The following is a 25,002-nucleotide window of genomic DNA, read 5'->3' as shown; positions in this document are numbered from 1 at the left end:
CCGGTCATCGAGTATTTGGGGAGTTTTATTGTGCCCAAGGCCAAAGAGACCACGTCCGCTTCGGCGCCGATTCTTCAGGTTTCCGACCTGAGCGTCAATTTCCAGACCCCGGACGGCGAGGTCGAGGCCGTCAAGAGTGTGTCGCTGGAGATCAATGCCGGCGAATGCCTCGCGATTGTCGGTGAATCAGGCTCGGGCAAGAGTCAGACCTTCCTCGCGGCGATGGGCCTTCTGGCCTCCAACGGCAAGGCGACCGGCTCGATCAAGTATCGCGACATGGAGATACTCGGCCTGCCCGCCAGCAAGCTGAATCGTGTCCGCGGTCGCTCGATGACGATGATTTTCCAGGACCCGCTGACCTCGCTGACGCCGCACATGACGGTCGGCGACCAGATGCAGGAAGTGCTCGGCATCCACATGAAGATGCGCGGCAAGGATGCCCAGGCCCGCGCCCTCGAATGGCTCAACCGCGTCCGCATCCCGGAAGCCAAGCGCCGCCTGGCGCAGTATCCGCACGAACTGTCCGGCGGCATGCGCCAGCGCGTGATGATCGCGATGTCGATGCTGTGCGAGCCTGACCTGCTGATTTGCGACGAGCCGACAACCGCGCTCGACGTGACGGTGCAGGCGGAAGTGCTCGACATCATGGACGAGCTGAAGCGTGAAACCGGCGCCGCCCTGGCCCTGATCACCCACGATATGGGTGTGGTGGCGCGGATGGCCGACCGGGCCCAGGTCATGAAGCACGGCGTCTATGTCGAAGGTGGCAAGATCGAGGATATCTTCGCCAATCCGCAGCACGACTATACGCGCATGCTGCTGGAAGCCATGCCGCGCCTCGACCGTCCCGACCGGCCGGGCCATACCGCCCTGAAGCCGGTGGCCGGTGACGCCTATGCCGCGCCCCTGCTCTCGGTCGACAATGTGAAGGTCCAGTTCCCGATCCAGGTCTCCGGCGGTCTGCTCCCGACCTACAAGACCCTGCGCGCCGTCGACGGGATCAGCTTTGACCTGCAGCCGGGCGAGACGCTGGGCGTGGTCGGCGAGTCAGGCTGTGGCAAGTCGACCCTGGCCCGCGCCGTCCTGCGGCTCGTGCCGGCCCAGGAAGGGGCCGTGTCATGGATCGGTCGTGACCTGCTGAGCCTGTCGCGTAATGAAGTCCGCAAGACCCGCGAGGAATTCCAGATCGTCTTCCAGGACCCGCTGGCCTCGCTCGATCCGCGGATGACGATCGGGGCCTCGATCGAGGAGCCGCTGCTGACGTTCCGCAAGGCCATGAAGCGCAAGGAGCGCGAGGTCATGGTCAAGGAGATGATGGACAAGGTCGGCCTCGACCCGAACATGATCAACCGCTACCCGCACGAGCTGTCCGGCGGACAGAATCAGCGCGTCGGCATTGCCCGTGCGATGATCCTGCGGCCCAAGCTGGTGATCTGCGACGAGGCCGTGTCGGCACTCGACGTCTCGATCCAGGCCCAGATCGTCGAGCTTCTGATCAAGCTGCAGCAGGAAATGGACCTGTCGATGATCTTCATCTCGCACGACCTCTCGGTCGTGCGTGAGGTCTCGCACCGGGTCATGGTGCTCTATCTCGGACGCATCGTTGAGCTGGCCGACCGCACCCGGATCTACGAGGATGCCCGCCATCCCTATACCCAGGCGCTGATCTCGGCGGTCCCGGTTCCTGATCCGGTGGTCGAGAAGGCCCGCGTCCGCGTCAAGCTTGATGGTGAGCTGCCGTCGCCGATGGATACGCGGGCCCAGCTTCGCTTCATGAAGTCCAGGCTGGTCGACGATCCTGACGCGGAACAATACCGGCCGCAGTTGATGGAAGTCGCCGAGGGGCATTGGGTCGCCGAGCATGATCCGTTCGAGCGGGTCACGGGCTGACGCCGGACTTTGCAGCTAATTCACTCGACAATGGGCCGGACACCGCTAGGTTCCGGACGGTAAATCGTGCTTGGGGAGAGCCGGAATGGCAGTGAAATTCGGTAAGGGAATGGGCGTCGCGGCGATTGCGCTGGTGCTCGGTTTGTCGGCCTGTCAGCCGGCCCAGGATGCGCCGGCCACCGAGGTCTCGATCCCGACCGATTACGCTTTTGTGCATGAGGTCACTGACCTTCCCGCCGATCCGGCCATCACCTACGGTCAGCTTGAGAACGGCCTGCGCTATGCGGTTCGCGCCAACCAGACCCCGCCCAATGTTGCCTCCGTGCGCATGGCCTTCAACATGGGTTCGCTCGGCGAGGCGGATGACCAGCGCGGTCTGGCCCACTTCATCGAACACATGGCCTTCAACGGCTCCACCGAGGTTCCCGAAGGCGAGATGGTGCCCCTTCTCGAGCGCTACGGCCTGCAATTCGGTCCCGATACCAATGCCTTCACCGGCTACGAGACGGTCGGCTATCAGCTCGATCTGCCCGACGCCGGTGATGAAGCGCTGGAGACCGCGCTCTTCCTGATGCGCCAGACCGCCAGCGAGCTGCTGCTCGACCCCGAGGCGATTGACCGCGAGCGCGGCGTGATCCTGTCCGAGGAGCGCGTCCGCAACACGCCGATCCGGCGCTGGAACAATGCGCTGTGGCGCTTCCGCTTGCCCGGGACGCTGATCCCGGATCGCGATGCCATCGGGACCACCGAGGTCATCGAAACCGCGCAGCGTGAGCGCTTCGTCGACTATTACGAGAATTTCTACACGCCCGAGCGCGGCATGATTGTGGTCGTCGGCGATGTCGACCCGCAAGCGGCCGTCGCCCGGATCGAGGCCCGGTTTGCCGATTGGCAGGGGATTGAAAACCCGCGCCCGGATCCGGATCTGGGTCCGGTCTCCGATGATCGTCCGATCTCGGCCGGCTATTTCTACGATCCCGAAATCTACACCATCTTCACGGTCGACGCCGTCCGCCCGCATACCCCCGTTCTCGACAGTGTCGCGTCCCGTTTCGACAATAATCTCGCCAATATCGGCAATGCCATTCTGGGGCGCCGATTTGCGACGCTGACCAGTTCGGGCACCTCGCCGCTGATCCAGGCCTCGGCCAATCATGCCACCGATTTCGGTCTTGCCGACCGGGCGACGGTGCTGGCCATTGCCCGCCCGGAGCGCTGGGAAGAGGGCGTGGCGGTCGTCGAGCAGGAATTGCGCCGGGCGCTGGAGCATGGCTTCACCCAGGCCGAGCTCAACGAGCAGATCGCCAATCTTCACACGGCCCTGCGCGATGGTGCCGAGCAGGCGGGGACACGCCAGACTTCAAGCCTGTCCGACCAGATCTGGTCGAACTGGCGCGCCGATCAGGTCCTGACCACTCCGCAATCCATGCTGGAGCGTTTCGAGGCCACGCTCGATGAGGTGACGCCGGAAGCCGTGAGCGCGGCCTTCCGTGCGCATTGGGACGGCGCCGAGCCACTGCTCTTTCTCGCCACGTCGGTCGAAATGGACAATCCGCAGGGCCGCCTGATCGAGACCTGGCAAGCCAGCGCCGAGGTCGCCGTGGAGGCGCCGGAAGACCAGGGCGAACTGAGCTTTGCCTATACCGATTTCGGTCCGGCCGGTACGATCGCCTCCCGGGAAGAGGTCGAGGATCTCGGTCTCGTCCGCTTGCGCTTCGAGAATGGTGTCGCGGTGACCTTCAAGCCGACCACATTCGAGGACCGGGCCGTGCGTGTCCGTCTCGATTTCGGTCGGGGAGAGCTGGAGCCGCGGGCGGTCCCGGCGGTCGACATCATTTCCGGTTCGGTGTTCACCGCCGCCGGTCTGGGTGAGCACTCCGCCGACGATCTGGGCCGCGTCCTCGCCGGGCGCAATATCGGCTACAGCTTCAATGTCGGGGATGACAGTTTCAGCTTCAATACCCGGACCACTCCAGGCGATCTGCGGATCCAGATGGATTTGCTGACCGCCTTTGTCAGCGATCCGGGCTGGCGCCAGGAAGGGCTCGACCAGTTCCGCGCCCTGATCCCGGAAATCCGCCGCAATTCCTATTCGACCCCGGGCGGCGTGATGTCGGCCGAGGTGTCGCGCCTGATCCGCTCGGGTGACGACCGCTACGGCCTGCCGGATCCGGAACAGGTGGCCGGCGTCGATATGGCCGCGATCGAGGCTTACCTGTCGCCGGCGCTGGAGCGCGCGCCGATCGAGGTCACCATTGTCGGTGATGTCAGCGAGGCCGCCCTGATCGAGGCGCTCGCCCCGACACTGGGCGCCCTGCCGGCCCGTGCCGAGAGCTGGCCGACTTATGACGAAGCCCGCAATATTGTCTTCCCGGAGGCCGTCACCGAGCCGGTTGTGCTGCGCCATAACGGTCCCGCCAACCAGGCCCGCGCCAATGTCTACTGGCCGACCTTCGACAATAGCGATGTCGCCCGCAGCCGCGCCATGTCGCTGCTTAATGCGGTCTTCGACCTCAAGCTGACCGAGCGCCTGCGCGAGGCGGAGGGCCTGACCTATTCGGCCTCCAACGCGGCGTCGGAGTCGGATGTCTATCCGGACTACGGCTATCTCTATGTCGGCGCTGACGTCCAGATCGACACCGTCGACCAGGCCTATACCGCCATCAACGAGCTGGCTGCTGATCTTGCCGGTGGTGCCATCAGCGAGGACGAGCTCCTGCGGGCCCGCCGGCCGCTACTCGAGCAGATCGAGAATGCGATGGAGAGCAATGGGGCGTGGATGAGCTGGCTGTCCCAGTCCTGGTCCGATCCCGAGCGGCTCGACCGGATCCGGACATTGCGTGCCGACTATGAAGCCGTGACCCAGGAGCAGCTGGTTGATCTCGCTGCCACCTACCTCTCGCCCGAGCGCAGCTGGCGTGTGACCATCCTGCCGCGCGACGCCGAATAATCCCAAGCTGACTGGATTGAAACCATGACCCGTTTTGCCCTAGCCGCGACTTGCTGCGCCCTGGCGCTGTCGGCCTGTTCCGAGCCCACCGAAACGTCTTCGACCTCCATGACGAGCGAACCCATGACCTCACAGACCACCACGACCGACACAGCCGCCACCGGCGATGAAGCCGCGGTTCGCGAGCGCCTTCAACTGGCCCAGCGCGTCGTCCCCAATCTCGACCAGCTGATCGACCGCCAACTCATTGTCGATCAGGCGCGGGCCTGCGCTGTGGATGAAAGCGCCACGATCCCGGTCGTCGATCTTCCCGAGGACGCCAGCGACGCGGCCGCGAACGGCGCGCTGGCGGATCAATACCTGGCTGACATCCTTGGCGAGCCGTGCGTCTACCAGCTCCCCTCCGGTCTGATCTTCCGGATCCGGACCGCGGTCGATGAGGGCGACAGCCCGATGCGCGGTGACATGGTGACGGTTCACTATCGCGGTCAGCTGCTCAATGGCGAGGAGTTCGATAGCTCCTATTCGCGCGGCGAGCCGGCCACCTTCCCGTCCGATCGTCTGATTGCCGGCTGGGTCGAGGCCCTGCCGCTGATGCAGGTTGGCGAACGCTGGGAGCTCTTCATTCATCCCGACCTGGGCTATGGCATGCGCGGCACGCCGGGTGGTCCGATCGGCCCCAACATGGCGCTGGTTTTCGAGCTGGAACTGCTCGGCCTGCCGGGCTGATTGCCGGCCCGTCCGGACCCTGCCCCGTCCGTTGCACGACGAAGACTGCCGACGCCTGTCGCCTAGCGCGACAGGCGCAGGTTTGTCAGGTCACCGGCGATCATCTCGAAGGCGTCCTGCAGCGCTTCCGAGGAGGGCGAGTCGAAATACAGGCTGGGATTGCTGGCGCAATCCTGCATCAGCTGCCGGGTCGAGCTGGAATTGACCTGGAAGGTGATGGTGTAGACGCGGATGCCCTGGGACTTGGCGTAGTCACAGGCCACCTCGGTCCGGTCATCGAGTTCGTTGGACAGGACATTGCCGCTTGACGAGCGGCGGCCCAGGCGGCCGTCGGCGATATAGCCATAGGCTTCATAGTCGGACATCTGGTTGGTACTGCGACCGGTCATGAAATTGTCGCCATCGGTCAGGATGACCATCGCCTTGATGTATTCATCATCCTGGTAGGACGAGCCTTCGGTGAAAGGCGCGCCGGGCGAGATGACCCGGATGCCCCAGCCGATCCCGTTCGGGATATTGGTGGTGCCGCTGGCATCCATGTCGTCAATCGCATCGAGGATTGTACGCTCATTGGTCGTCAGGGGTGTGATCGGTGTTGTGGTGCAGGACCGGTTGGGTCCGTTTCGGCTGGGCCGGCCGTTGTCGTACTTGTCGAGATAGGTCAGGCGGGTGCTGACGCCGCCTCCCGTACCGTCGGACAGGTAGGAATTGGAGTAATTGCCGATATCCGGCTCGTCCGGCGCAAAATACGGGACGAAGAGGGTCTCCGGATCGCTGGCTGTGGGGGTTGTGTCGTCGATATCCATCGGGATCGGACGCGCTTCCACGCAGCCGTCCCAGGATGTGTTGCGGAGCTGATCGAAGAGCTCCCAATGGTTCACAATGATCTCTTCCGTCGTGCAGCGCCGGCTGCGCCCGCGGCCGGTGCAGGTTTCGACCTCGACCGGATTCCCGCCTGCCCATTCGGCATGGATCGGGGATCGGGCGTCCGGGTCGAGCCACCAGGCACGCTCGTAATTGGTGCCGACATTGACCGTCGCCGCGAAGGGAACCAGGCCGATCTTGACGTCTGCCGGGTCATCGGCGGCATCGAACAGGATTTCGGTCAGAAGCTCGGCGCTGTCGCGCAGATTGCGGATCCTCGACCCGCCCATCGAGCCGGTATTGTCGAGCACCATGACCAGTTCGAGCCGCTGGCGCGCCCGCTGGACCTCGCTCTGCCAATGCACCGTGATGTAGTCGATCCCGGCCATGCCGAGCAGCGTGGTCTGGACCCGCGCCTCGCCGGTCACGGTGACCGTGTCGGTCTCGTCATCGATGTTGACGTTGACGTTCTGGACCACGCCCAGCTCTCGACTGGGATAGTTGGCGGCGATGAAATCATTGGCAATACGGGTGGCATCGGCATTGGACAGCGTCGTGTTGACGCCGACTGCGAGCGCGGCCGCATCGAGCGCCTGGGCGAGGCGCGAGCGGGCATTCATGGACTGGCTGAGATCAACCGCACCGCCGGACAACAGGGTGACCGGGATCAGCGACAGGGCAAAGATCATCGCGACATTGCCGCGGGTTTCGCGGCAAAAACGGGCACCCAGATTGAACAGGCCCTTGAAAGGCATGGCGTTGATCCATTGCAGAACTCGCTAAAATCCTACGGGATTGGGATTAAGGGGGCGTTATGCGACAGGGTTAGCCAGGTGTGAATCCGCGCGCTATCGGGACAGGCGCAGATTGGTCAGATCGCCGGCGATCATCTCGAAGGCGGAGCGCAGGGCGGTTTCGGACGGGCTGTCGAAATACAGGGTCGGATGGGTGGCGCAATCGCGCATCATGTTGCGGGTCGAGGTCGAGTTGACCTGGAAGGTGATGGTGTAGACCCGGATCCCCAGCGATTTGGCGTAGTCGCAGGCCGCCGCCGTCCGGTCGTCGAGCGCATTGCCCAGCGTGTTGCCCGATGTCGAGAGCACGCCGAGGCGGCCATCCCGGACGAAGCCATAGCCGGAGTAGTCGGAGTAGTTGGGGTTGTTGCGACCATTGAGAACATTCTCGCCATCGGTCAGCACCACCATCGCCTTGATCGTGCCTTCCTCCTCGAAACCAACCCCCTCGTCGAACGGCATGCCGGGCGACAGGGCGCGGACGCCCCAGCTGATCCCGATCGGAATATTTGTGGTGCCGCTGGCGATCATGTCACTGATCGCATTGTCGATTGTGGTGCGCCGATTGGTCAGGGGGGTGATCGGTCGCGCGGTGCAGCCCCATTGCGGACCCCGGCTCGAGGAGTTGATCCAGGCATTGGTATATTTCGGCGTGTTGCGCATGCGCGCCCGCTCGTCCGAACCGCCCATGCCGTCACTGAGGTAGGAGTTCGAATAGCCGGAATAGGCCGCATAGCTGGATTCATCGGGCGCAAAATAGGGGACGAAGAGCGTGTCCGGATCGGCCGGGTCGGGAAGGGTGTCCTCGATATCATGCGGGATGGCACGGGCCTCGACGCAGCCGGTCCAGTCGCGGTTGCGGATCGTGTCATACAGGTCCCAGCGATTGGCTGCCGGGCTGAAATTCTCCGAATGCAGCGGCGATTGCGCATTCGGGTCGAGCCACCAGGCGCGCTCATAGGCGGTGCCGACATTGACCGTCGAGGAGAAGGGCACCAGGCCGATCTTGAGGCGGTTGGGGTCGGCGCCCTCGAACAGGATGTCGGTCAGCAGAAGCCCGGCCGAGCGCAGGCTGGCGATCTTCGAGCCGCCCATCGAGCCGGTATTGTCCAGCACCATGACGAGTTCGAGCGAGCTTCGGGCGCGCTGGACCTCGCTCTCCCAATGCACGGTGATGTAGTCGATCCCGATCAGGCCGAGAATGATGGTCTCGACCCGGGAGGCGGCGCGCACCGTGACCCGGTCGCTCGCCGGGTCGATCTCGACGGCGAGGTCCTGGATCGCCCCGATCTCGCGATCGGGATAGTTGGCGGTGATGAAGTCGCGCGCCAGATCGGTCGCCCGCTCATCGCCGATCGAGGTCTGCACGCCGACCGCGAGAGCCGCCCCGTCCAGCGCGCTCGACAGGCGGGTACGGGCGTTGAGCGCCTGGTTGATGTCCACGGCACCGCCTGACAGCACCGTGATCGGGACCAGCAGCAAGGAGAACAGCATGGCGACATTGCCGCGACGATGTCGCGGAAAGGCGCGGAGACGGTTGACGAACCCATCCAGCACTGGCGGTTTGATCGGGCGCAACATCGGGTCTTCGGGTCCCATACTGAGAAGCCGCCAGTATGCCCCGGCCGGTTCGACCGGCGCAGCGCTGTTTGATAACGCTGTAAAAAACCCCATAACGGGGACAGCCAAATACGGATCAGATTGTTCTCATGCCCGTCTCCACAAAGCTCGACACCGCCATCGCCGAACTGCGCGACCTGATCGCCTTCGATACCACCTCGCGCGAAACCAACCTGCCGCTGATCGACCATGTCGAGGCCAGGCTGCTGGCCTTGGGAGCGGTCTGCGAGCGCATCCCCAACGAGGATGGCACGAAGGCCAACCTGCACGCCCGCTTCGGCCCGGCGGTTGATGGCGGCGTGGTGCTGTCCGGTCATACCGATGTGGTGCCGGTCGATGGCCAGCCCTGGACGTCCGATCCCTGGGTGCTGACCGACAAGGGCGATGGCCGTCTCTATGGCCGCGGCACCTGTGACATGAAGGGCTTTTCCGCCTGCATCCTGGCCCTGGCACCGATGATCGCCTCGGCGGCGCTGAAAAAGCCGATCCATATCGCCCTGTCCTTTGACGAGGAAGTCGGCTGCCTCGGCGCGCCGGCCCTGATCGACCGGATCATGGAAGGCCCGGTCAAGCCGTCCATGGTCGTGGTCGGAGAGCCGACCGACATGAAGGTCGTGACCGCCCACAAGGGGCTGTTCTCGATGGTGGTGACGGTGCGCGGCCGCGAGGCGCATTCCTCTCTGGTGAAGGACGGCGCCTGCGCCATCACCCATGCCGTGCCGCTGATGCAATACCTGGTCGATGAAGCCGCCAGGATGGAAGCCGCGGCGCCGGACGACAGCCCGTTCTCGCCGGCCCATGGCACGCTGACCATTGGTGAGATCAAGGGCGGTACGGCGCTCAACATCCTCGCGCTCGATTGCGAGTTCGGCACGCTGATGCGGCCCTGTCCCTGGGATGACCCGCACGCCATCGCGGCCGGTCTGCGTGAGCGCGCGGCCGAGATCGAAGCCGAGATGCGCAAAAGCGCGCCGGAGGCCTCGATCAAGGTCCGCGTGCGCTCGGACGTGCCGGCCTTCGCGCCGGAAACCGAGGGCGCCGCGGAACGTCTCGCGCGCCAGCTGACCGGCGACAATTCCACCCGCGTCGTGTCCTACGGCACCGAGGCCGGCCAGTTCCAGGCCGCCGGTTTGAGTGTGGTTGTGTGCGGCCCCGGCTCGATCAGCCAGGCCCACCAGCCCGACGAGTTCGTCGCCATCGACCAACTCGACCAGTGCTGCGTCTTCCTTGAAAAGATGGTGCGGGTGCTGGAGGGCTAGCCGATCAGCCCACTGAACCCGCCGCCTCCGAGATCGGGAAATACCCGCCGGTCCAGATCGCTGCGATCAAGACCCCAATGCTCGGCCAGAACGGTGCGGCAGAGGTCTTCGGTACGGTTGGCGGGGATCAGGTCGCGGTCCTCATGGAGTGTGTCGAGGCCGGGCCAGTCGCCGATGATGCGGCCGCCGCGGACGGCGCCGCCGAGCAGGAAGGCCGTGCCCGCCGTACCGTGATCGGTGCCGCCGGAGCCATTGGCCCGGACGGTACGGCCAAACTCGGTCATGACGAGGACGGCGGTCGACGACCAGTGTGCCTGAAGCCCGTCGCGCAGGATACCGAGCGCTTCGTCGAGGGCGCCGAGCCGATTGGCGAGCTGGCCGTCATCGCTGCCCTGGCGGACATGGGTGTCCCAGCCATCGAGGCTGATCACGGCGAGGCCCGGCCCGTCCGGTGCGGACAGCAGGTTGGCCGCGGCCCGTGCGGTCTGAAGATAGGCCTGGCCCGGTCCGCCCCCGGCCATGCCGGTCATCGACATCTCACCGGCGATGGCATCGGTCTCGACGGCCATGGCCAGGGTCTCGGCCAGTCGCGGATCGCCGGCATAAAGGTCCATCAGCCGGCCGATCGTACCGTCGCTGGGGTCGGGCAGGATGCCCGGTGACCAGGAGGTCGTGGCGGCCTCGCCGCGCAGGATGAGCGGGACGGTCTGGCCGATCGCGACAGCCGCAGGGCCGTCAGTGGAGATCTGCAGGGCCCGATTGAGCCAGCCATCGCGGATCACCGGGCCACCGGCTTCGAGATAGTCCTGGCCATCGAAATGCGAGCGCTCGCGATAGCCGGTGGCGGTCGCTGGCAGCAGGACCAGTTCGCTGGCGCTCCAGGATTGATGCAGATTGGCCAGGCGCGGATGCAGGCTGAAGCCCTGACCGACATCGAACCCGCCGGAGATGGCGAGGTCGCGGCGCAGCTCGCGATAGCGCGGTTCGGCGGCCGGGATCAGGGCGGCGAGGCCATCCATGGCCCCGCGCAGGATGATAACCACAAGCTTGCGGTCGGTTGTCGTCCGGGCGTGGGCGAGGCTTGTGCCGCCCAGGGTCAGGGCGCCGGTGGCGAGGGCGCCGGCCAGAAGCTCGCGTCGGTCGGGTCTGAAACGGGTCATGGCTGTCTCCTAGCGGCGCAGGAATTCGGGGGACATCAGGAGCAGGGTCAGACCCTGTTCGGCCGACTCGGCGGCGGCAATGGCGAGAGCCGTGCCGCCCTGCAGCCTGTCGCCGAGAATCTGTGGTCCGCGTTCGCGCGGCGCGGCATTCGCGCCGGCCCGGCGGGCCAGTTCATTGGCGAAATCGAGACGTTTCATCAGCGCATCCGGTCCGCCCCATTCGCTCTCCGTATCCGGCCAGCCTGCCGGCGAGGGCGCGCGGAAGGGGACCTGCCCGAGGGCACGCAGGGAGGCGCCCAGGGCGCGGGGCTGCAGCCGGTTGATATCAAGGGCGCGGAAGGCCGAGACCAGATACTCCTCGGGAGTCTTGAACTTGCGGGGCTCCGGCGCGAAGGCGCCCGGTGCGGTGATCACCGCGCGGGCCAGCGCCGCGAGGTCACCCTCAGTGCGGACGAAGCTTTCCCGGATATGCGCGATATCGGCGGCGTCCGGCGTATCGGCGATGAAGTGGCGCGCCAGCTTGGTGGCGATGAAGGTCGCGGTCTGTGGCTGGCGGGCGAGCATGCGCAGGGCGTCGGGCGCCTTGTCGCGCGCCGTCCCGCCGAAGCGCTGACCGAGCAGGGTCTGCGCGCCCGGCTCGTGAATACGCGCGTCGAAGACCGTGCGCCCGATCTGGTCGGCGCTGTGTTGCAACCGCTCGTTGCCGATGGTCCAGCCGGTCAGCAGCTTGGCGAGGCTGATAATGTCCTCCTGGCTGTATCCGCCCTCGACCCCAAGCGTATGCAGCTCGAGCGTCTCGCGGGCCAGGTTTTCGTTGAGGCCGCGACCGCGGCGTCGTCCGGGACGGGAATTGGGTCCGACCGACAGGGCGTTATCGAGGTAGAAGAGCATGGCCGGATGCAGTTCGGCGGCAAGGAGCAGATCCTCGAACCGGCCGAAGGCGTTGGGGCGGATGGCTTCCATCTCGTGGGTGGGCGCGAGCAGGGCCATGGGCGGCGACGTCATGGCGACACTGAAATGATTGGACCAGAAGCGGATCCAGCGCTCGGAAAAGCCGGTCGCTGTCCGAAGGCCCAGCCCTGTCCGTGCCGCGATATGGGCGGCCGAGCCTGATCTCAGGAGGCGGCCGAGCTCTTCCTGGGCCGTGTCGGGATTGGTGGCGGTGCCGTCCTGGATGGCCTGAAGGCGGGGTTGGTATTCCTGCCGGAAATAGAGAATGGCCTCGCGGGCGGTGCGCAGTCCGCTCGCATCGAGTGGATCGGAGCGGCCGATCTGGTCGACAAGCCAACCGCGACCGTCGCGGCCGATCGCGGCCATTTCCGCTGGTCGCGCGCCCATGCCGAAGCGTGTCACCGCGATGGCTGTCTCGATCCCGCTCATGCCGCCTCTCCCGCGTCGGTCCCGGGTATTATACGGACCGGCATCGGATATCCGTCGCGGCGCGGACAAAAAAAGGGGCGCCCCGAGAGGCGCCCCTTGTGTCTGTCAGTCGGAAATCCCTATTCCGCCGCGTTTTCTGCCGGCTTGGCGGCTGCCGCATCTTCGCGGCCCTTGCCCCAATAGGAGATGCAGGGAATTTTCGAGCGGTCGCAGCGATCGGCATATTTGCGCGCGATCTCGGTGACCTCTTCCATCAGGCCGTCAGCCAGCGTGGTCGGGTTCAGGCCGAGCTTGAGGAAGGTGTCATTCTCGACATGGAGGTCGTTTTCGTCCGCCTCGTTGCGCGGGTTCGGGACGAGTTGCATCTCGGCGCCGGCCAGGTCGGCAATCATCTTGGCCAGGTCGCGGACGCGGTGCGTCTCGGTCATCTGGTTGAGGATGTGGACCTTGTCGCCGGTTTGCGGCGGGTTCTCGACCGCCAGCTGGATGCAGCGCACCGTGTCCTGGATGTGGATGAAGGCACGTGTCTGGCCGCCGGTGCCATGCACCGTCATCGGATAATTGACCGCAGCCTGCATCAGGAAGCGGTTCAGCACCGTGCCGTAATCTCCGTCATAGTCGAAGCGGTTGATCAGGCGCTCATCGCGCTTGGTCTCGTCGGTCTGCGTGCCCCAGACGATGCCCTGGTGGAGATCGGTGATCTTCACCTTGTCGTTCTTGTTGTAGAAATGGAAGAAGAGCTGATCCTGGGTCTTGGTCATGTGATAGATTGAGCCCGGATTGGCCGGATAGAGGATTTCCTGGTCTTTCAGACCGTCATCCGTCTGGATCTTCACCTTGAGATAGCCCTCGGGGATCTTCATCCCGGCCGTGCCATAGCCATAGACGCCCATCGTGCCGAGGTGGACGAGGTGGATGTCGCGACCCGTCTCGACGATCGCGGCGAGCACGTCATTGGTGGCGTTGAGATTGTTGTCGACCGTATAGCGCTTGTGGCGCGCCGACTTCATCGAATAGGGCGCGGCGCGCTGCTCGGCGAAGTGCACGATCGTGTCTGGCCGTTCGGCCTCGATCAGATCGACCAGCTCCTGGTAATCCTTGCCGATATTCATGTTGATGAAGGATATGTCGCGACCCGACACCTCTTTCCACGCGGCCAGGCGTTCCGACATCGGACGGATCGGGGTCAGGCTTTCGACCTCGAGTTCGATGTCGATCTTGCGGCGCGAGAGATTGTCGACGATGACGACGTCATGGCCGAGATTGGAAAGATGGAGTGCGGTCGGCCATCCACAGAAGCCGTCGCCACCGAGTACGATCACTTTCATATTACGTCTGCCCTTGACGTCTATTCCCTGGAGGCTTGGTTCTCGCAGCGGGAAGGGGGCATGGCAAGGCCCTGCCTGCTCTGGGCGCTGTTGCGGAAAGGGGCGCATGACCGGTGCGCTCGGGCGAAGTGGCGCGAACCGGTGGTGCAAACGGTAACGTTATCATTGATCGTTGATGCGGATTTTCGGGAAATTCGGCAACATGTTTGCATGAAGTTGGAAGGATGTGCGTAAAACGTCTGCGTTGACCTGAATTGGAAATAATTCCGTCTCCGACCGATTTGCCGCACTGCATCGGTGGACTGCGGCCGGAAAGGCCGTTAAATCCGCGCCAACTTCCTTCGGACACGCCTCGGGTCCGGAGTGCTGACATGGAGATTAGAGCATGGCCCTTCGGGTTGCGATTACCGGTTTTGGCCGTATTGGCCGTCTGGCGCTGCGCGCGGTTCTCGAGAACAAGCGCTGGGATGAAGTCGAGATCGTCGCGATCAACGACAGTTCCACCCCGGAAACCAATGCCCACCTGCTGACCTATGACAGCGTGCACGGTCGCTATCCCGGTGAGATCAAGGTCGGCGATGACTGGATCGATGCCGGCTTCGGCAAGATCCGGAAAGTCTCGAATCGCAATCCGGCCGAACTGCCCTGGGGGGACATGGGCATTGATGTGGTCATGGAATGCACCGGCGCCTTCAACTCGAAAGAGGCGTCGATGGCCCATATCGAGGCGGGCGCCAAGCGGGTGCTGGTCTCGGCCCCGGCCAAGAATGCCGACAAGACGATCGTCTATGGCGTCAATCACGACCAGCTGACGGCCCAGGACATCATCGTCTCCAACGCCTCCTGCACCACCAATGGTCTCGCCCCGGTGGCCAAGGTGCTCAATGACGCGGTCGGTATCGAGCGCGGTCACATGACGACGATCCACGCCTATACCGGCGACCAGCCGACTCTGGACCGCAATCACAAGGACCTGCACCGCGCCCGCGCGGCCGCGATGTCGATGGTCCCGACCTCGACCGGCGCGGCCAAGGCGGTCGGTCTCGTCCTGCCGGAGCTGATCGGCAAGCTCGACGGCGCCGCCGTGCGCGTGCCGACCCCGAACGTGTCGCTGATCGACCTTGTCTTCACCCCGGGTCGCGCCACCACGGCCGAGGAACTCGCCGAAGCCATCAAGGCGGCGGCCGATGGTCCGATGAAGGGCGTGCTGGGCTATGACACCCTGCCGCTGGTCTCGATCGACTATAACCATGACAGCCGCTCCTCCATCGTCGCCCTCGACAAGATCAAGGTCATCGATGAGCGCCTGGCCCGGGTCATGACCTGGTATGACAATGAGTGGGGCTTTGCCTGCCGCATGGTCGACACGACCGTGGCGATGGGCAAATTCCTGTAATCGCAGACGCTGAAAAGGCCTCGCCATGACCACGATCCGTCGCATCCAGGATGCCGATGTTGCCGGCAAGCGCGTGCTTGTCCGTGTCGATTTCAACGTGCCGATGAAGGACGGGCAGGTCAGCGACGCGACGCGTCTGGAGGCCGCCATCCCGACCATTGAATACCTCACCGAAAAGGGCGCGAAAGTCGTTCTCCTGGCTCATTTCGGTCGTCCCAAGGGCGCTGTGGTGCCCGAGATGTCGCTCGAGCCGGTCTGTCAGCCGCTCGCCGACCTGCTCGGTGAAGCCGTCTATTTCTCGACCGTCGTGACCGGACCCGATGCGGTGTCGGCGACGATGGATCTGGCGGCCGGCGAAGTCCTGCTGATGGAGAACACCCGGTTTGACGCCGGCGAGGAAAAGAATGATCCGGCGTTCGCGGCGGCCCTGGCCGAGCTCGGTGATCTCTACGTCAACGACGCCTTCTCGGCGGCGCACCGGGCGCATGGCTCGACCGAGGGCGTAACCCATCACCTGCCGTCCTATGCCGGTCTCGCCCTGCAGCGCGAGATGGATCATCTGGTGGCGGCGCTGGAAAGCCCGAAGCGTCCGGTCATCGCCCTGGTGGGCGGTGCCAAGGTCTCGACCAAGATCGAGCTCCTGCAAAACCTGGTGAAGAAGGTCGACACGCTTTTCGTCGGCGGCGGCATGGCCAACACCCTGCTCTATGCGCAGGGCATCAAGGTCGGCGTCAGCCTGTGCGAGCGCGATCTCGTCGATACGGCGCGCGCCATCCTTGCGGTGGCGGAACAGAGCGGCTGCAAGATCATGCTGCCGAGCGATGTCGTCCTGGCCAAGGAGTTTAAGCCGAACCCGGAAACCCGCCTCGCAGCGACCAGTGAGGTCGGCGAGGACGAAATGATCCTCGATTGCGGACCGGCTACGGTCGTGGCGCTCGGGCAGGCGATCGACAAGGCTGCGACGCTGATCTGGAATGGTCCGCTCGGGGCGTTCGAGACGCCGCCTTTCGATACCGCGACGGTGGAAACCGCCCGGCACGCCGCCCGTGCCTCGGCCGAGGGCGAGTTGATCGCCGTGGCCGGTGGAGGTGATACGGTCGCCGCGCTCAACCAGGCCGGTGTCGCGGGTGATTTCACTTTCATCTCGACCGCCGGCGGGGCCTTCCTCGAATGGATGGAAGGCAAGACCCTGCCGGGCGTCGCCGCCGTCTCGGGAGAGGTTGAGCTGGTGGCCTGAGCGGCTGGATGACTTGCCACACAGGTAATGGTATCGGTAACATAAATTACTTGGCGAGGCGCGAAAATCCGCGCCGGACCAGTGGGAATTCACGCCGCTCCGGGCTAAAAGGGCGGCAGTCGGAACGGGCAGGCGGGTGTCTGTCTCATCATGCTTGAACAGCTGGGGGTATCCTGATGGATCTCGATCAACTCAACGAAATCGCCTGCGCCCTGGTGGCACCGGGCAAGGGTATTCTGGCCGCCGATGAGTCGACCGGCACGATCGGCAAGCGCTTTGCCTCGATCGGTCTGGAGAACACCGCCGATAATCGCCGCGACTGGCGCGAAATGCTGTTCCGCACCGAACCGGCGATGAGCGAGCACATCTCCGGCGTCATCCTTTACGACGAGACCCTGCGCCAGAGCGCCAAGGACGGCACCCCGCTGGCCAAGCTGATCACCGATGCCGGCTCGATCCCGGGCATCAAGGTCGATATGGGCGCCAAGGCGCTGGCCGGTGCCGAGGGTGAGACGATCACCGAAGGTCTCGATGGCCTGCGCGAGCGCCTGGCCGAATACTACGAGCTCGGCGCCCGCTTCGCGAAGTGGCGCGCGGTTATCAATATCGGCCAGGACGGCGATGAGAGCGTCCCCAGCCAGTATTGCATCAACACCAACATGCACGCCCTGGCCCGTTATGCGGCGCTGTGCCAGGAAGCCAATATCGTTCCGATCGTCGAGCCGGAAGTCATCATGGATGGCGATCACTCGATCGAGCGTTGCTACGAAGTCACCGAATTCGCCCTCAAGACGCTGTACCGCGAACTGTTCGATCACGGCGTCGTGCTGGAAGGCACGATCCTGAAGCCGAACATGGTCATCTCCGGCACCACCAATGGCGATCGCGCCTCGGCCGAGGAAGTCGCCGACATGACGGTCCAGTGCCTGGCCAATTGCGTGCCGGCCGCGGTTCCGGGCATTGCCTTCCTGTCGGGCGGCCAGAGCGACGAGGAAGCCACCGAGCACCTCGCCATCATGAACGAGGCCTATGACCTGCCCTGGCCGATGACCTTCTCCTATGGTCGCGCCCTGCAGGCCGCCCCGCTGAAAGCCTGGGCCGGCAAGTCCGAGAACTATGCCGCCGCCCAAGCCGCCTTCAACCACCGCGCCCGGATGAACGGTCTGGCCTCGCTGGGCGAGTACAAGCCGGCGATGGAAAAAGAGACGGCGTAGGCCTTCCACTTTTTGTATCGGACGTACCAAAAAACCCCCGGCCGTCTGGCCGGGGGTTTTCTCATTCCGGGTATCCCGCTGGCGTGATTAGTCGCCGAGCTCGGAAATGCGCAGCGTGGACGAGGCCAGGTCGCTGTTGGAACCGTAGGTGCCGATCCAGATGTCGTACTGGCCGGACATCGGCGAGCCCCAGGCGAGCGACGGGTTCAGGCCGTTGGTGTCGTCATTGCAATACCAGGAGCCGTCCGGGCCGTTGATCACCAGCGTGGTGTCGGCACTGGAATAGGCGCTGATGTAGAGCGGCAGCGAGCCGGCATTGTATTGCAGGCGGAAATCCGGTGCGTTGGCAATCATGCCGCGGCAGGACGGGGAGATGTTCGAGGCTTCGATCGTACCGCCGGCGGTGATGGCGACGGTGTAGGGATCCGGCGCGAAACCAGCGCTGAGCGAGACCGAACCGAAGGTCGGGTTGGCGGACCAGTCCTGGGCGGCGGCGAGACCGGCGAAGGAAGCGACGGCGATGCCGGCTGCGAGAATGGTTTTGAAAGACATATGGAATTCCCCTTTAAACGACACGTAGACGACGAGCCTACCCGTGTTGCGTGGCACCTTTGTCTAAACTGCATGAAAGGAAGATGAACGGATCCGTCGGTTGCTGTTCATCCATTGTGCAGGCGCGCCACACCTGCCAAAAGACGGCCCATGAGCGAGCTTTACCTGATCACGCCACCGCGCATCGACGCGAATTTCGTCACCACGCTGGAAACCGCGCTCGACGCGGGTCCGGTGTCCGCCTTGCAGATCCGGCTCAAGTCCCACAGCGTCGACGAGATCCGTCAGCTCGCCCCGGCGCTGATCCGGGCGGCCCAGTCGCGGGGTGTCGCGGCGATCCTCAATGACAGCGCCGAGCTCGCGGACCGCTTGGGGTGCGACGGCGTCCACATCGGCCAGTCCGACGGTCGGGTGAAGGACGCCCGGGCCATCATGGGCAAGGAACGCACGGTCGGTGTGACCTGCCATGACAGTCGCCATCTCGCCATGGTCGCGGGTGAGGCCGGCGCCGACTATGTCGCTTTTGGCGCCTTCTTCCCGACCGCGACCAAACAGACCGACCATGTCGCCACGCCGGACCTGCTGACCTGGTGGGCCGAGCTCTTCGAGCTGCCCTGTGTGGCCATTGGTGGCATCACGCCGGACAATGCCGCGCCGCTGATCGAGGCCGGTGCTGATTTCCTCGCTGTGTCGGGCGGGGTCTGGCAATATCCCGAAGGTCCGGCTGCCGCCGTGAAGGCTTTTTCGGCACGCCTCGCTGACGCCTGACCGGCGCGCGGGCCGGATTACATTTCACCCAGCTTGGGCAAACCGGCCTTGACCAGGCCGCATTCGGCGCGTTCTAGAAGGGGCATGACAATTCGCCCCACCCCGCTCTTCCGTACCGCCTCCGGTCTGGTCATTCTGGGCCTGACCGCCCTCGTTGCGCTCGCGACGCCGGCTTTTGCCGGTCAGGAGGCTCCCGAGACCGATGCCCCGACCTTTCCGCGGGACCTCATCCTGTTGCCGCAGGAGGTGCAAAGCGCGGCCAGCGAAGGGCTTGCGGCCCAGACTGCCGAGGTGCCGACCGGCCTGAGCGCCGCTGAGGCGGCCTGGTATCGCGCCCAGATCGCCTATGTCGGCGAGGATTTCTTCCTGGCCCGAAACTATGCCGAGACCGCCGCGGCAGGTGGTGTGGTGGATGCGGCGCTGCTGTCCGGGCTGATGGCGCGCAATGGCGAGGGTGGTCCGGTCGACCTTGTGACCGCAGCGCGCTGGTTCAGTCGCGCTGCCGACCGCGATGACCCTGTCGCGCTGTATAATCTTGGCTTGCTGGCGCGGCGCGGCGATCCGGCCCTCGAGCTCGGTCAGCCCGAGCCCTGGTTCGAGCGGGCAGCCCGGGCCGGTCATATCCCGGCCATGGTTGAGCATGCGGTGACGCTGCGAAACTCCCCGGTGCCGCAAGACGCCATCGCGGCGCGGGAATGGGCCGGTCGCGCGGCCCAGCAGGGTTCGGCAGAAGGCATGTACCAGCTGGCCCAGATGCTCGATCAGGGCCAGGGCGGGGAGCGCGATGCCGCCGGCGCCCGGGTCTGGTATGAGCGCGCCGCCAATGACCGCCATGCCGAAGCGGCGTTCCAGGCCGGCATGATGTGGGCCGATGGCGAGGGCGGTGAGCAGGATGACGCCACCGGGCGCGAATGGCTCCGTGTTGCCGCGGAAAGCAATTACGCGCCGGCCCAGGGCCAGTATGGCCTGATGATGTATCAGGGGCGCGGCGGCGAGGCCGATCCGGACATGGCGGCCTACTGGTTCTCGCGCGGCGCCAGTGGCGGTGATGTCGAGAGCCAGTTCCTGTACGCGTTTGCCCTCGCGCGCGGCGAAGGCGTGCCGCAGGATTTCGAGGCGGCCTACCGCTGGGCGCTCGAGGCCGCGGTCGATCCGCTCGGGGCGCCGGTACATGATCGTGACCGCGACCGCCTCGAGGCCGGTCTGGAAGGTGTGCTGCCCGCCGATATTCGCCAACGCATCCGGGCGGAGGTCGAGGCCGCGCGCTGACGAAACGGGCCGTACCGCTTGCCGTTCACGGTGCTCACTGATAGGAGAGCGCCACTTTGCGGCGCGTGCGCGCTGACGCGACAGATGATCCGCTCGCGAGCGGTAACAGGTGACCAATGAAAATCAACGGCAACGAAATCCGCCCCGGCAATGTGCTGATGCACCAGGACACGCTCTGGGTTGCGGTCAAGACGGATCACGTCAAGCCGGGCAAGGGCGGTGCTTTTGCGCAGGTCGAGCTGAAGAACCTGCTCGATGGCCGCAAGCTGAACGAACGCTTCCGCGCCGCCGACAAGGTCGAGAAAGTGCGTCTGGAGCAGAAGGATCACACCTTCCTGTTCGCCAGCGACGAAGCCCTGACCTTCATGGATGCGGAAACCTATGAGCAGATCGAGCTGCAGGCCGACTTCGTCGGTACCGAGCGCGCCTCTTATCTGACCGATGGCATGAATGTCGTTGTCGAATTCCACGAGGACCGTCCGATCGGCATTTCCCTGCCGCAGCACGTGACCCTGGAAGTGGCCGATACCGAGCCGGTGGTGAAGGGGCAGACCGCGGCCAATTCCTACAAGCCGGCCATCCTGTCCAATGGCGTGCGCTCTTCGGTGCCGCCCTTCGTCGGCGTTGGCGAGAAGATCATCGTCGCCACTGAAGACGGCAGCTATGTGAAGCGGGCGGACTGATCTGATGGGTACGCTGTCTCCGCTCCTCACGGTCATGACCGATGTTGCCGCGCGCGCCGGGCGCTCGCTCAATCGCGATTTTCGCGACATCGAGCACCTGCAGGTCTCGCGCAAGGGGCCGGCCGATTTCGTCTCGGTCGCCGACCACAAGTCCGAGGACATCATCTATGACCGTCTGAGCCAGGCCCGTCCGGGCTACGGCTTCCTGATGGAGGAGCGCGGCATCGTCGAGGGCAGCGACAAGTCGCATCGCTGGATCGTCGACCCGCTCGACGGGACGCTCAACTTCCTGCACGGCATGCCGCACTTCTCGGTCTCGATCGCGCTCGAGCGCGAAGGCGAGATCGTTGCCGGTGTGATCTACAATCCGGCCACCGACGAAATGTTTCACGCCGAAAAGGGCCGCGGCGCCTGGCTCGCCGACCGCCGCCTCCGGGTCGCGGAACGCAAGCATTTCGATGAAGCCGTCATCGCCACCGGTACGCCCTATATTGGCCGCCCGGGTCAGGCGCGCTTCCTCAAGGAACTGCACCAGATCATGCCGCATTGCGCCGGCATCCGCCGCATGGGCTCGGCCGCGCTCGATCTCGCCTGGGTCGCGGCGGGCCGCTATGACGGGTTCTGGGAACGCGGCCTGAAGTCCTGGGACATCGCGGCCGGAATCATCCTGGTCAAGGAAGCCGGCGGTTTCGTCTCCGAGGCCGATAGCGGCGACAATATCCTCGAGACCGGCAATATCGCCGCCGGCAACGAGCCGATGCTGGCCGAAGTCCTCGCCCGCCTGAAGAAGGCCGCGGTCTAGGTCGTCAGGCGTTTCGCGGACGCGCCGGATACAAGACGACGCCCGACTGTCAAAGCCGGGCGTCGCTCAAACTCCACAACACAGCGAACGTGCTGTCCTGGCCTCGCCTAGGCCGCCAGGGCCTCGATGCGTTCGGCGCCCTGACCGAGCTGGTCGGCCGCGATGATCTCGACATCATGGATGCCGATGAAGCCGAGCACGTGCCTGAGATAGGGCGTGGCGAAGTCGATCGCGCTGCCGGCCTGAGTCCCGCCCGAAGCGGCAACGATGATGGCGCGTTTGCCGTCCAGCAGGCCGACCGGACCGCTCTCCGTATATTTGAAGGTCACGCCGACGCGGGCGATCTGGTCGATCCAGGCCTTCAGCGCGGCGGGCACCCCGAAATTGTAGATCGGTGTCGCGATCACGAGCGTGTCGGCGGCCTGCAGTTCGGCGACCAGCGCGTCGGAGCGTGCGAGGGTGGCCTTCTGGTCATCGGTGCGGGCGTCGACCGGGGTGAAGGTGGCGCCGATCCAGGCTTCATCGAGGAAGGCCGGGGCGTGCTCGGCGAGATCGCGATGCGTGACCGAGCCGGTCGGCGTGTTGGCGATCAGGCGCTCGACCAGCGTATCGGCCAGCGCGCGGCTGACAGAGCCCTGGCGGCGCATGCTGGCATCGATACGCAGGATTTGGGTCGGGGTTTGCGAGGTCATGAACAAGCTCCATTCATGGATGCGGGGTGCGGGCCGGCAAGGCCCGTGAAATCGATGGTGGTAGAATGGCTATGGAAGGGATCGGGAAAAACCAGCGATTTGGCGGATTATTGTTTCCGTTCTGGATATAACGGTGTGATTGTTCGCCGACGCATCAGCGGTGATCGCGATTAGTTCGCACCGACCCTTTGACCTCGCCTCCAAATTGTCCCAATCCGGGGGGTAGGAAAGACGGCGGCTTTAACGAGGGGTCAGCATGCCCGTTCTCAATTCCGGTCAGGATATGTCCCAGGCACCGAGCGTCAGCTTTACCGGGCCGTGGCGCTACATCATCTGGATGGCGCTGTTCACGGCGGGCGTCGCGGCGCTGGGGATTTTCCTGCTCGAGCCTCTGGAAGAAGCCTTCCGGGCCAATCCGGCGATCAATGGTCTCATCCTCGGCGTGCTGGTCATCGGCGTGCTCTACACCTTTGCCCAGGCGCTGGGCATCGGCCCGGCCGCGCGCTGGCTGATCCGTTTCCGTTCGGCCGAGGACCGCGCCTCGCTGCCGCGCCCGCCGGCCCTGATTGCCCCCATGGCGTCGATGATCTCGTCCGCCGATGGCCGCGTCTCGCTGTCGGCCGGCTCGGTTCGCACCGTGCTCGACTCGGTTGGCGCGCGGATGTCGGAGGCCGGGGCCTTTACCCGCTATTTCGGACGTCTGCTGATCTTTCTCGGCCTGCTTGGCACCTTCTGGGGCCTGCTGTCGGTCGTTTCCGATGTCGGCGAGGCCGTGCGCGCCGTGACCGAGAGCTCGACCGGTGGCGAAGCCGATGTGATGCGCCTGATGTCGGCCATCGAGGACCCCATCCAGGGCATGGGCACTGCCTTTGCGTCCTCGCTCTTCGGTCTGGCCGGCTCGCTGGTCATCGGCTTTCTCGACCTCCAGGCCAGCCGCGCCCAGAACCGTTTCTACAACGAGATCGAGGAATGGCTGTCCTCGATCTCCCGCCTTGCAGCGGCCGGTCCGACGACCGGTGATGATGGCGAGGTCTCGACCGCCTATGTCGGCGCCCTGCTGCAGCAGACCGCCGAGACGCTGGACCGGTTGTCACACACGCTGGAGCGCAATTCGCGGCAGATGGACACGACCCTGCAACGCTTTGCCGAGGACAGCCGTGCCAGCCAGGAAGAAGCCATGCGCGCCCTGCGCGACGAGATCCGGGTGCTGATCCGGGCCCTGCAATCGCGGGAGCGGGGAGGGGAATAGACCATGGCCTCGCCGCGTTTCGCGCGTTTCCAGGAAGCCGATAATGGCGATCACTGGCCGGGCTTTGTCGATGCCCTGGCCACCCTCCTGCTCGTCATTGTCTTCCTGCTGTCGATCTTTGTCGCAGGCCAGTTCGCCCTGTCACGGGCGCTGACCGGACGCGATGAACAGCTCGCCGCGCTCAACGCCCAGCTCGCCCAGCTGGCCGACGAGCTGGCGCTGACGCAGGAAGAAAACACCGAGCTGGAAATCCGTATCAGCGGGCTGGAGACCGAGATCACCGGCCTTGAGACCGAGCGCGATGCCCTGACCAGCGCCCTCGCCATGGCCAATACCCAGGCCGAGGCGCTGCAGGACGAACTCTCCGCCGAACGCGAATTGTCCGAGGAAAGCCGCCGCGCCCTGATGCTGCTGAACCAGCAGATCCAGGCGCTGCGCAACCAGATCGCCACCCTCAATGCCGCCCTCGACGCGGCCGAGGTGCGGGCCCAGGAGGCCGAGGCCCAGGTCATCAATCTGGGCGAACGTCTCAATGCCGCCCTTGCCGAACGCGCTGCCGAGCTGGCCGTCTACCGCTCCGACTTCTTTGGCCGCCTGCGCGCTATTCTCGGCAATCGTACCGGTGTGCGCATTGTCGGCGACCGTTTCGTGTTCGAAACGGATGTGCTCTTCCCGTCGGGGTCGGCCGCCCTGTCCAATGAGGGACGTGAAAGCCTGCGCCCGATCGCCGACGCGATCATTCAGCTGACCGACGAGATCCCCGATGACCTGGAATGGGTGATCCGCATTGACGGTCACACCGACCCCGTCCCGATCCGCACCACCTACCTGTCCAACTGGCACCTTTCGGCGGCCCGCGCGATCTCGGTGGTCAACTGGATGGAGGATCTCGGCGTCCCCTCCAACCGCCTCGTAGCGGCCGGCTTCGGCGAGCATTATCCGATTGTCGAGGGCCGCAGCGCGGAAGCCAACCAGCGCAACCGCCGGATCGAGCTGAAGCTGACGTCGCGGTAGGGGTGCGGCGGCTTGCGACCCTGGCCCTGACAGGTCTCTCGGCAAATGATTTATGGGCGGGCGCGAGCCCGAGCTCGGGTGTCGACGTTCTGGCGCTCCCTTTTCTTCCCCACGCGTGGGGAAGTGGGCCGATGCGCGGCATCGGGTCGATG

The 25,002-nt window shown here is 64.9% G+C and carries 20 protein-coding genes; 13 read left to right on the top strand and 7 right to left on the bottom strand.

Annotation, left to right across the window (positions count from 1 at the left end; translation table 11 throughout):
- Window positions 1–30 precede the first annotated feature (30 nt).
- The 3 genes from AAA969_RS13015 (at window position 31) to AAA969_RS13005 (ending at window position 5,569) form a co-directional block, all read left to right on the top strand.
- A complete protein-coding gene (locus tag AAA969_RS13015; RefSeq protein ID WP_338246482.1) occupies window positions 31–1,890 on the top strand; it encodes a dipeptide ABC transporter ATP-binding protein in 1,860 nt (619 codons plus the stop codon).
- 85 nt (window positions 1,891–1,975) lie between these two features.
- Window positions 1,976–4,840 carry a M16 family metallopeptidase gene (locus AAA969_RS13010; protein WP_338246481.1) on the top strand — a complete coding sequence of 955 codons (2,865 nt, stop codon included), beginning with the start codon at window positions 1,976–1,978 and terminating at the stop codon, window positions 4,838–4,840.
- Between the two features lie 123 nt (window positions 4,841–4,963).
- The gene (locus AAA969_RS13005; RefSeq protein WP_338246480.1) at window positions 4,964–5,569 is read left to right on the top strand and encodes an FKBP-type peptidyl-prolyl cis-trans isomerase; all 606 of its coding nucleotides are present in this window, start codon (window positions 4,964–4,966) and stop codon (window positions 5,567–5,569) included.
- A gap of 62 nt (window positions 5,570–5,631) precedes the next feature.
- On the opposite strand, the gene AAA969_RS13000 is transcribed toward AAA969_RS13005, so the two are convergent.
- On the bottom strand, window positions 5,632–7,188 hold the full coding sequence (locus AAA969_RS13000) for a pilus assembly protein TadG-related protein (protein WP_338246479.1): 1,557 nt from the start codon (window positions 7,186–7,188) through the stop codon (window positions 5,632–5,634).
- A gap of 93 nt (window positions 7,189–7,281) precedes the next feature.
- Window positions 7,282–8,808 carry a TadE/TadG family type IV pilus assembly protein gene (locus AAA969_RS12995; protein ID WP_338246478.1) on the bottom strand — a complete coding sequence of 509 codons (1,527 nt, stop codon included), beginning with the start codon at window positions 8,806–8,808 and terminating at the stop codon, window positions 7,282–7,284.
- A gap of 128 nt (window positions 8,809–8,936) precedes the next feature.
- On the opposite strand from AAA969_RS12995, the gene argE reads away from it, so the two are divergent.
- Window positions 8,937–10,106, top strand: coding sequence for an acetylornithine deacetylase (gene argE / locus AAA969_RS12990; RefSeq protein WP_338246477.1), 1,170 nt, complete (start codon window positions 8,937–8,939; stop codon window positions 10,104–10,106).
- Here argE and AAA969_RS12985 read toward each other — a convergent pair.
- From AAA969_RS12985 to AAA969_RS12975, 3 genes are all read right to left on the bottom strand, one after another.
- Window positions 10,103–11,266, bottom strand: coding sequence for a DUF1501 domain-containing protein (locus AAA969_RS12985; RefSeq protein WP_338246476.1), 1,164 nt, complete (start codon window positions 11,264–11,266; stop codon window positions 10,103–10,105). The genes argE and AAA969_RS12985 overlap by 4 nt on opposite strands.
- A gap of 9 nt (window positions 11,267–11,275) precedes the next feature.
- Window positions 11,276–12,646, bottom strand: coding sequence for a DUF1800 domain-containing protein (locus AAA969_RS12980; RefSeq protein WP_338246475.1), 1,371 nt, complete (start codon window positions 12,644–12,646; stop codon window positions 11,276–11,278).
- A 119-nt stretch (window positions 12,647–12,765) separates the two neighbouring features.
- Window positions 12,766–13,974: an NAD-dependent epimerase/dehydratase family protein gene (locus AAA969_RS12975; protein WP_338246474.1), complete on the bottom strand. Its 1,209-nt coding sequence runs from the start codon at window positions 13,972–13,974 to the stop codon at window positions 12,766–12,768.
- A 385-nt stretch (window positions 13,975–14,359) separates the two neighbouring features.
- Here AAA969_RS12975 and gap point away from each other — a divergent pair, with 385 nt between their 5' ends.
- The 3 genes from gap to AAA969_RS12960 all read left to right on the top strand — a co-directional run bounded on the left by gap (window position 14,360) and on the right by AAA969_RS12960 (window position 17,821).
- Entirely contained in the window at window positions 14,360–15,370 is a 1,011-nt protein-coding gene (gene gap, locus AAA969_RS12970; protein WP_338246473.1) for a type I glyceraldehyde-3-phosphate dehydrogenase, read from the top strand.
- A gap of 25 nt (window positions 15,371–15,395) precedes the next feature.
- Entirely contained in the window at window positions 15,396–16,607 is a 1,212-nt protein-coding gene (locus tag AAA969_RS12965) for a phosphoglycerate kinase (protein ID WP_338246472.1), read from the top strand.
- Between the two features lie 176 nt (window positions 16,608–16,783).
- Entirely contained in the window at window positions 16,784–17,821 is a 1,038-nt protein-coding gene (locus tag AAA969_RS12960; protein ID WP_338246471.1) for a class I fructose-bisphosphate aldolase, read from the top strand.
- A gap of 87 nt (window positions 17,822–17,908) precedes the next feature.
- On the opposite strand, the gene AAA969_RS12955 is transcribed toward AAA969_RS12960, so the two are convergent.
- Window positions 17,909–18,373, bottom strand: coding sequence for a peptidase S1 (locus AAA969_RS12955; RefSeq protein WP_338246470.1), 465 nt, complete (start codon window positions 18,371–18,373; stop codon window positions 17,909–17,911).
- Between the two features lie 150 nt (window positions 18,374–18,523).
- Between AAA969_RS12955 and thiE the strand changes: the two genes are divergently transcribed.
- The 4 genes from thiE to AAA969_RS12935 all read left to right on the top strand — a co-directional run bounded on the left by thiE (window position 18,524) and on the right by AAA969_RS12935 (window position 21,895).
- Entirely contained in the window at window positions 18,524–19,141 is a 618-nt protein-coding gene (gene thiE / locus AAA969_RS12950; protein WP_338246469.1) for a thiamine phosphate synthase, read from the top strand.
- An 84-nt stretch (window positions 19,142–19,225) separates the two neighbouring features.
- Window positions 19,226–20,410: a tetratricopeptide repeat protein gene (locus tag AAA969_RS12945; RefSeq protein ID WP_338246468.1), complete on the top strand. Its 1,185-nt coding sequence runs from the start codon at window positions 19,226–19,228 to the stop codon at window positions 20,408–20,410.
- A 116-nt stretch (window positions 20,411–20,526) separates the two neighbouring features.
- Entirely contained in the window at window positions 20,527–21,093 is a 567-nt protein-coding gene (gene efp, locus AAA969_RS12940; protein WP_338246467.1) for an elongation factor P, read from the top strand.
- A 4-nt stretch (window positions 21,094–21,097) separates the two neighbouring features.
- A complete protein-coding gene (locus tag AAA969_RS12935; RefSeq protein ID WP_338246466.1) occupies window positions 21,098–21,895 on the top strand; it encodes an inositol monophosphatase family protein in 798 nt (265 codons plus the stop codon).
- A 107-nt stretch (window positions 21,896–22,002) separates the two neighbouring features.
- Here the strand turns inward: AAA969_RS12935 and AAA969_RS12930 are convergent, their stop codons facing one another.
- Window positions 22,003–22,587 (bottom strand): FMN-dependent NADH-azoreductase, encoded by a 585-nt coding sequence (locus AAA969_RS12930; protein ID WP_338246465.1) that lies wholly within the window; start codon window positions 22,585–22,587, stop codon window positions 22,003–22,005.
- 256 nt (window positions 22,588–22,843) lie between these two features.
- On the opposite strand from AAA969_RS12930, the gene AAA969_RS12925 reads away from it, so the two are divergent.
- Both AAA969_RS12925 and AAA969_RS12920 read left to right on the top strand, forming a co-directional pair.
- Window positions 22,844–23,836 carry a hypothetical protein gene (locus AAA969_RS12925; protein WP_338246464.1) on the top strand — a complete coding sequence of 331 codons (993 nt, stop codon included), beginning with the start codon at window positions 22,844–22,846 and terminating at the stop codon, window positions 23,834–23,836.
- 3 nt (window positions 23,837–23,839) lie between these two features.
- Complete coding sequence (locus AAA969_RS12920; RefSeq protein WP_338246463.1) at window positions 23,840–24,850, top strand: peptidoglycan -binding protein; 1,011 nt, start codon at window positions 23,840–23,842, stop codon at window positions 24,848–24,850.
- The last annotated feature ends 152 nt before the right edge of the window (window positions 24,851–25,002 follow it).

This window comes from Maricaulis maris (assembly GCF_036322705.1).
In the GTDB taxonomy this organism is placed as follows: Bacteria; Pseudomonadota; Alphaproteobacteria; order Caulobacterales; family Maricaulaceae; genus Maricaulis; species Maricaulis maris_B.
The sequence above is the reverse complement of the archived record's forward strand: the minus strand, read 5'-3'. Positions and strand labels throughout refer to the sequence as shown.

Coding starts and splice junctions, on each gene's coding strand:
- AAA969_RS13005 (WP_338246480.1), top strand. CDS start 4,964: ATGACCTCACAGACCACCACGACCGACACAGCCGCCACCGGCGATGAA.
- AAA969_RS12930 (WP_338246465.1), bottom strand. CDS start 22,587: ATGACCTCGCAAACCCCGACCCAAATCCTGCGTATCGATGCCAGCATG.
- AAA969_RS12995 (WP_338246478.1), bottom strand. CDS start 8,808: ATGTTGCGCCCGATCAAACCGCCAGTGCTGGATGGGTTCGTCAACCGT.
- AAA969_RS12945 (WP_338246468.1), top strand. CDS start 19,226: ATGACAATTCGCCCCACCCCGCTCTTCCGTACCGCCTCCGGTCTGGTC.
- thiE (WP_338246469.1), top strand. CDS start 18,524: ATGAGCGAGCTTTACCTGATCACGCCACCGCGCATCGACGCGAATTTC.
- AAA969_RS12925 (WP_338246464.1), top strand. CDS start 22,844: ATGCCCGTTCTCAATTCCGGTCAGGATATGTCCCAGGCACCGAGCGTC.
- AAA969_RS12920 (WP_338246463.1), top strand. CDS start 23,840: ATGGCCTCGCCGCGTTTCGCGCGTTTCCAGGAAGCCGATAATGGCGAT.
- AAA969_RS12955 (WP_338246470.1), bottom strand. CDS start 18,373: ATGTCTTTCAAAACCATTCTCGCAGCCGGCATCGCCGTCGCTTCCTTC.
- AAA969_RS12980 (WP_338246475.1), bottom strand. CDS start 12,646: ATGAGCGGGATCGAGACAGCCATCGCGGTGACACGCTTCGGCATGGGC.
- AAA969_RS12965 (WP_338246472.1), top strand. CDS start 15,396: ATGACCACGATCCGTCGCATCCAGGATGCCGATGTTGCCGGCAAGCGC.
- efp (WP_338246467.1), top strand. CDS start 20,527: ATGAAAATCAACGGCAACGAAATCCGCCCCGGCAATGTGCTGATGCAC.
- AAA969_RS13000 (WP_338246479.1), bottom strand. CDS start 7,188: ATGCCTTTCAAGGGCCTGTTCAATCTGGGTGCCCGTTTTTGCCGCGAA.
- AAA969_RS13010 (WP_338246481.1), top strand. CDS start 1,976: ATGGCAGTGAAATTCGGTAAGGGAATGGGCGTCGCGGCGATTGCGCTG.
- argE (WP_338246477.1), top strand. CDS start 8,937: ATGCCCGTCTCCACAAAGCTCGACACCGCCATCGCCGAACTGCGCGAC.
- AAA969_RS12975 (WP_338246474.1), bottom strand. CDS start 13,974: ATGAAAGTGATCGTACTCGGTGGCGACGGCTTCTGTGGATGGCCGACC.
- gap (WP_338246473.1), top strand. CDS start 14,360: ATGGCCCTTCGGGTTGCGATTACCGGTTTTGGCCGTATTGGCCGTCTG.
- AAA969_RS12985 (WP_338246476.1), bottom strand. CDS start 11,266: ATGACCCGTTTCAGACCCGACCGACGCGAGCTTCTGGCCGGCGCCCTC.
- AAA969_RS12960 (WP_338246471.1), top strand. CDS start 16,784: ATGGATCTCGATCAACTCAACGAAATCGCCTGCGCCCTGGTGGCACCG.
- AAA969_RS12935 (WP_338246466.1), top strand. CDS start 21,098: ATGGGTACGCTGTCTCCGCTCCTCACGGTCATGACCGATGTTGCCGCG.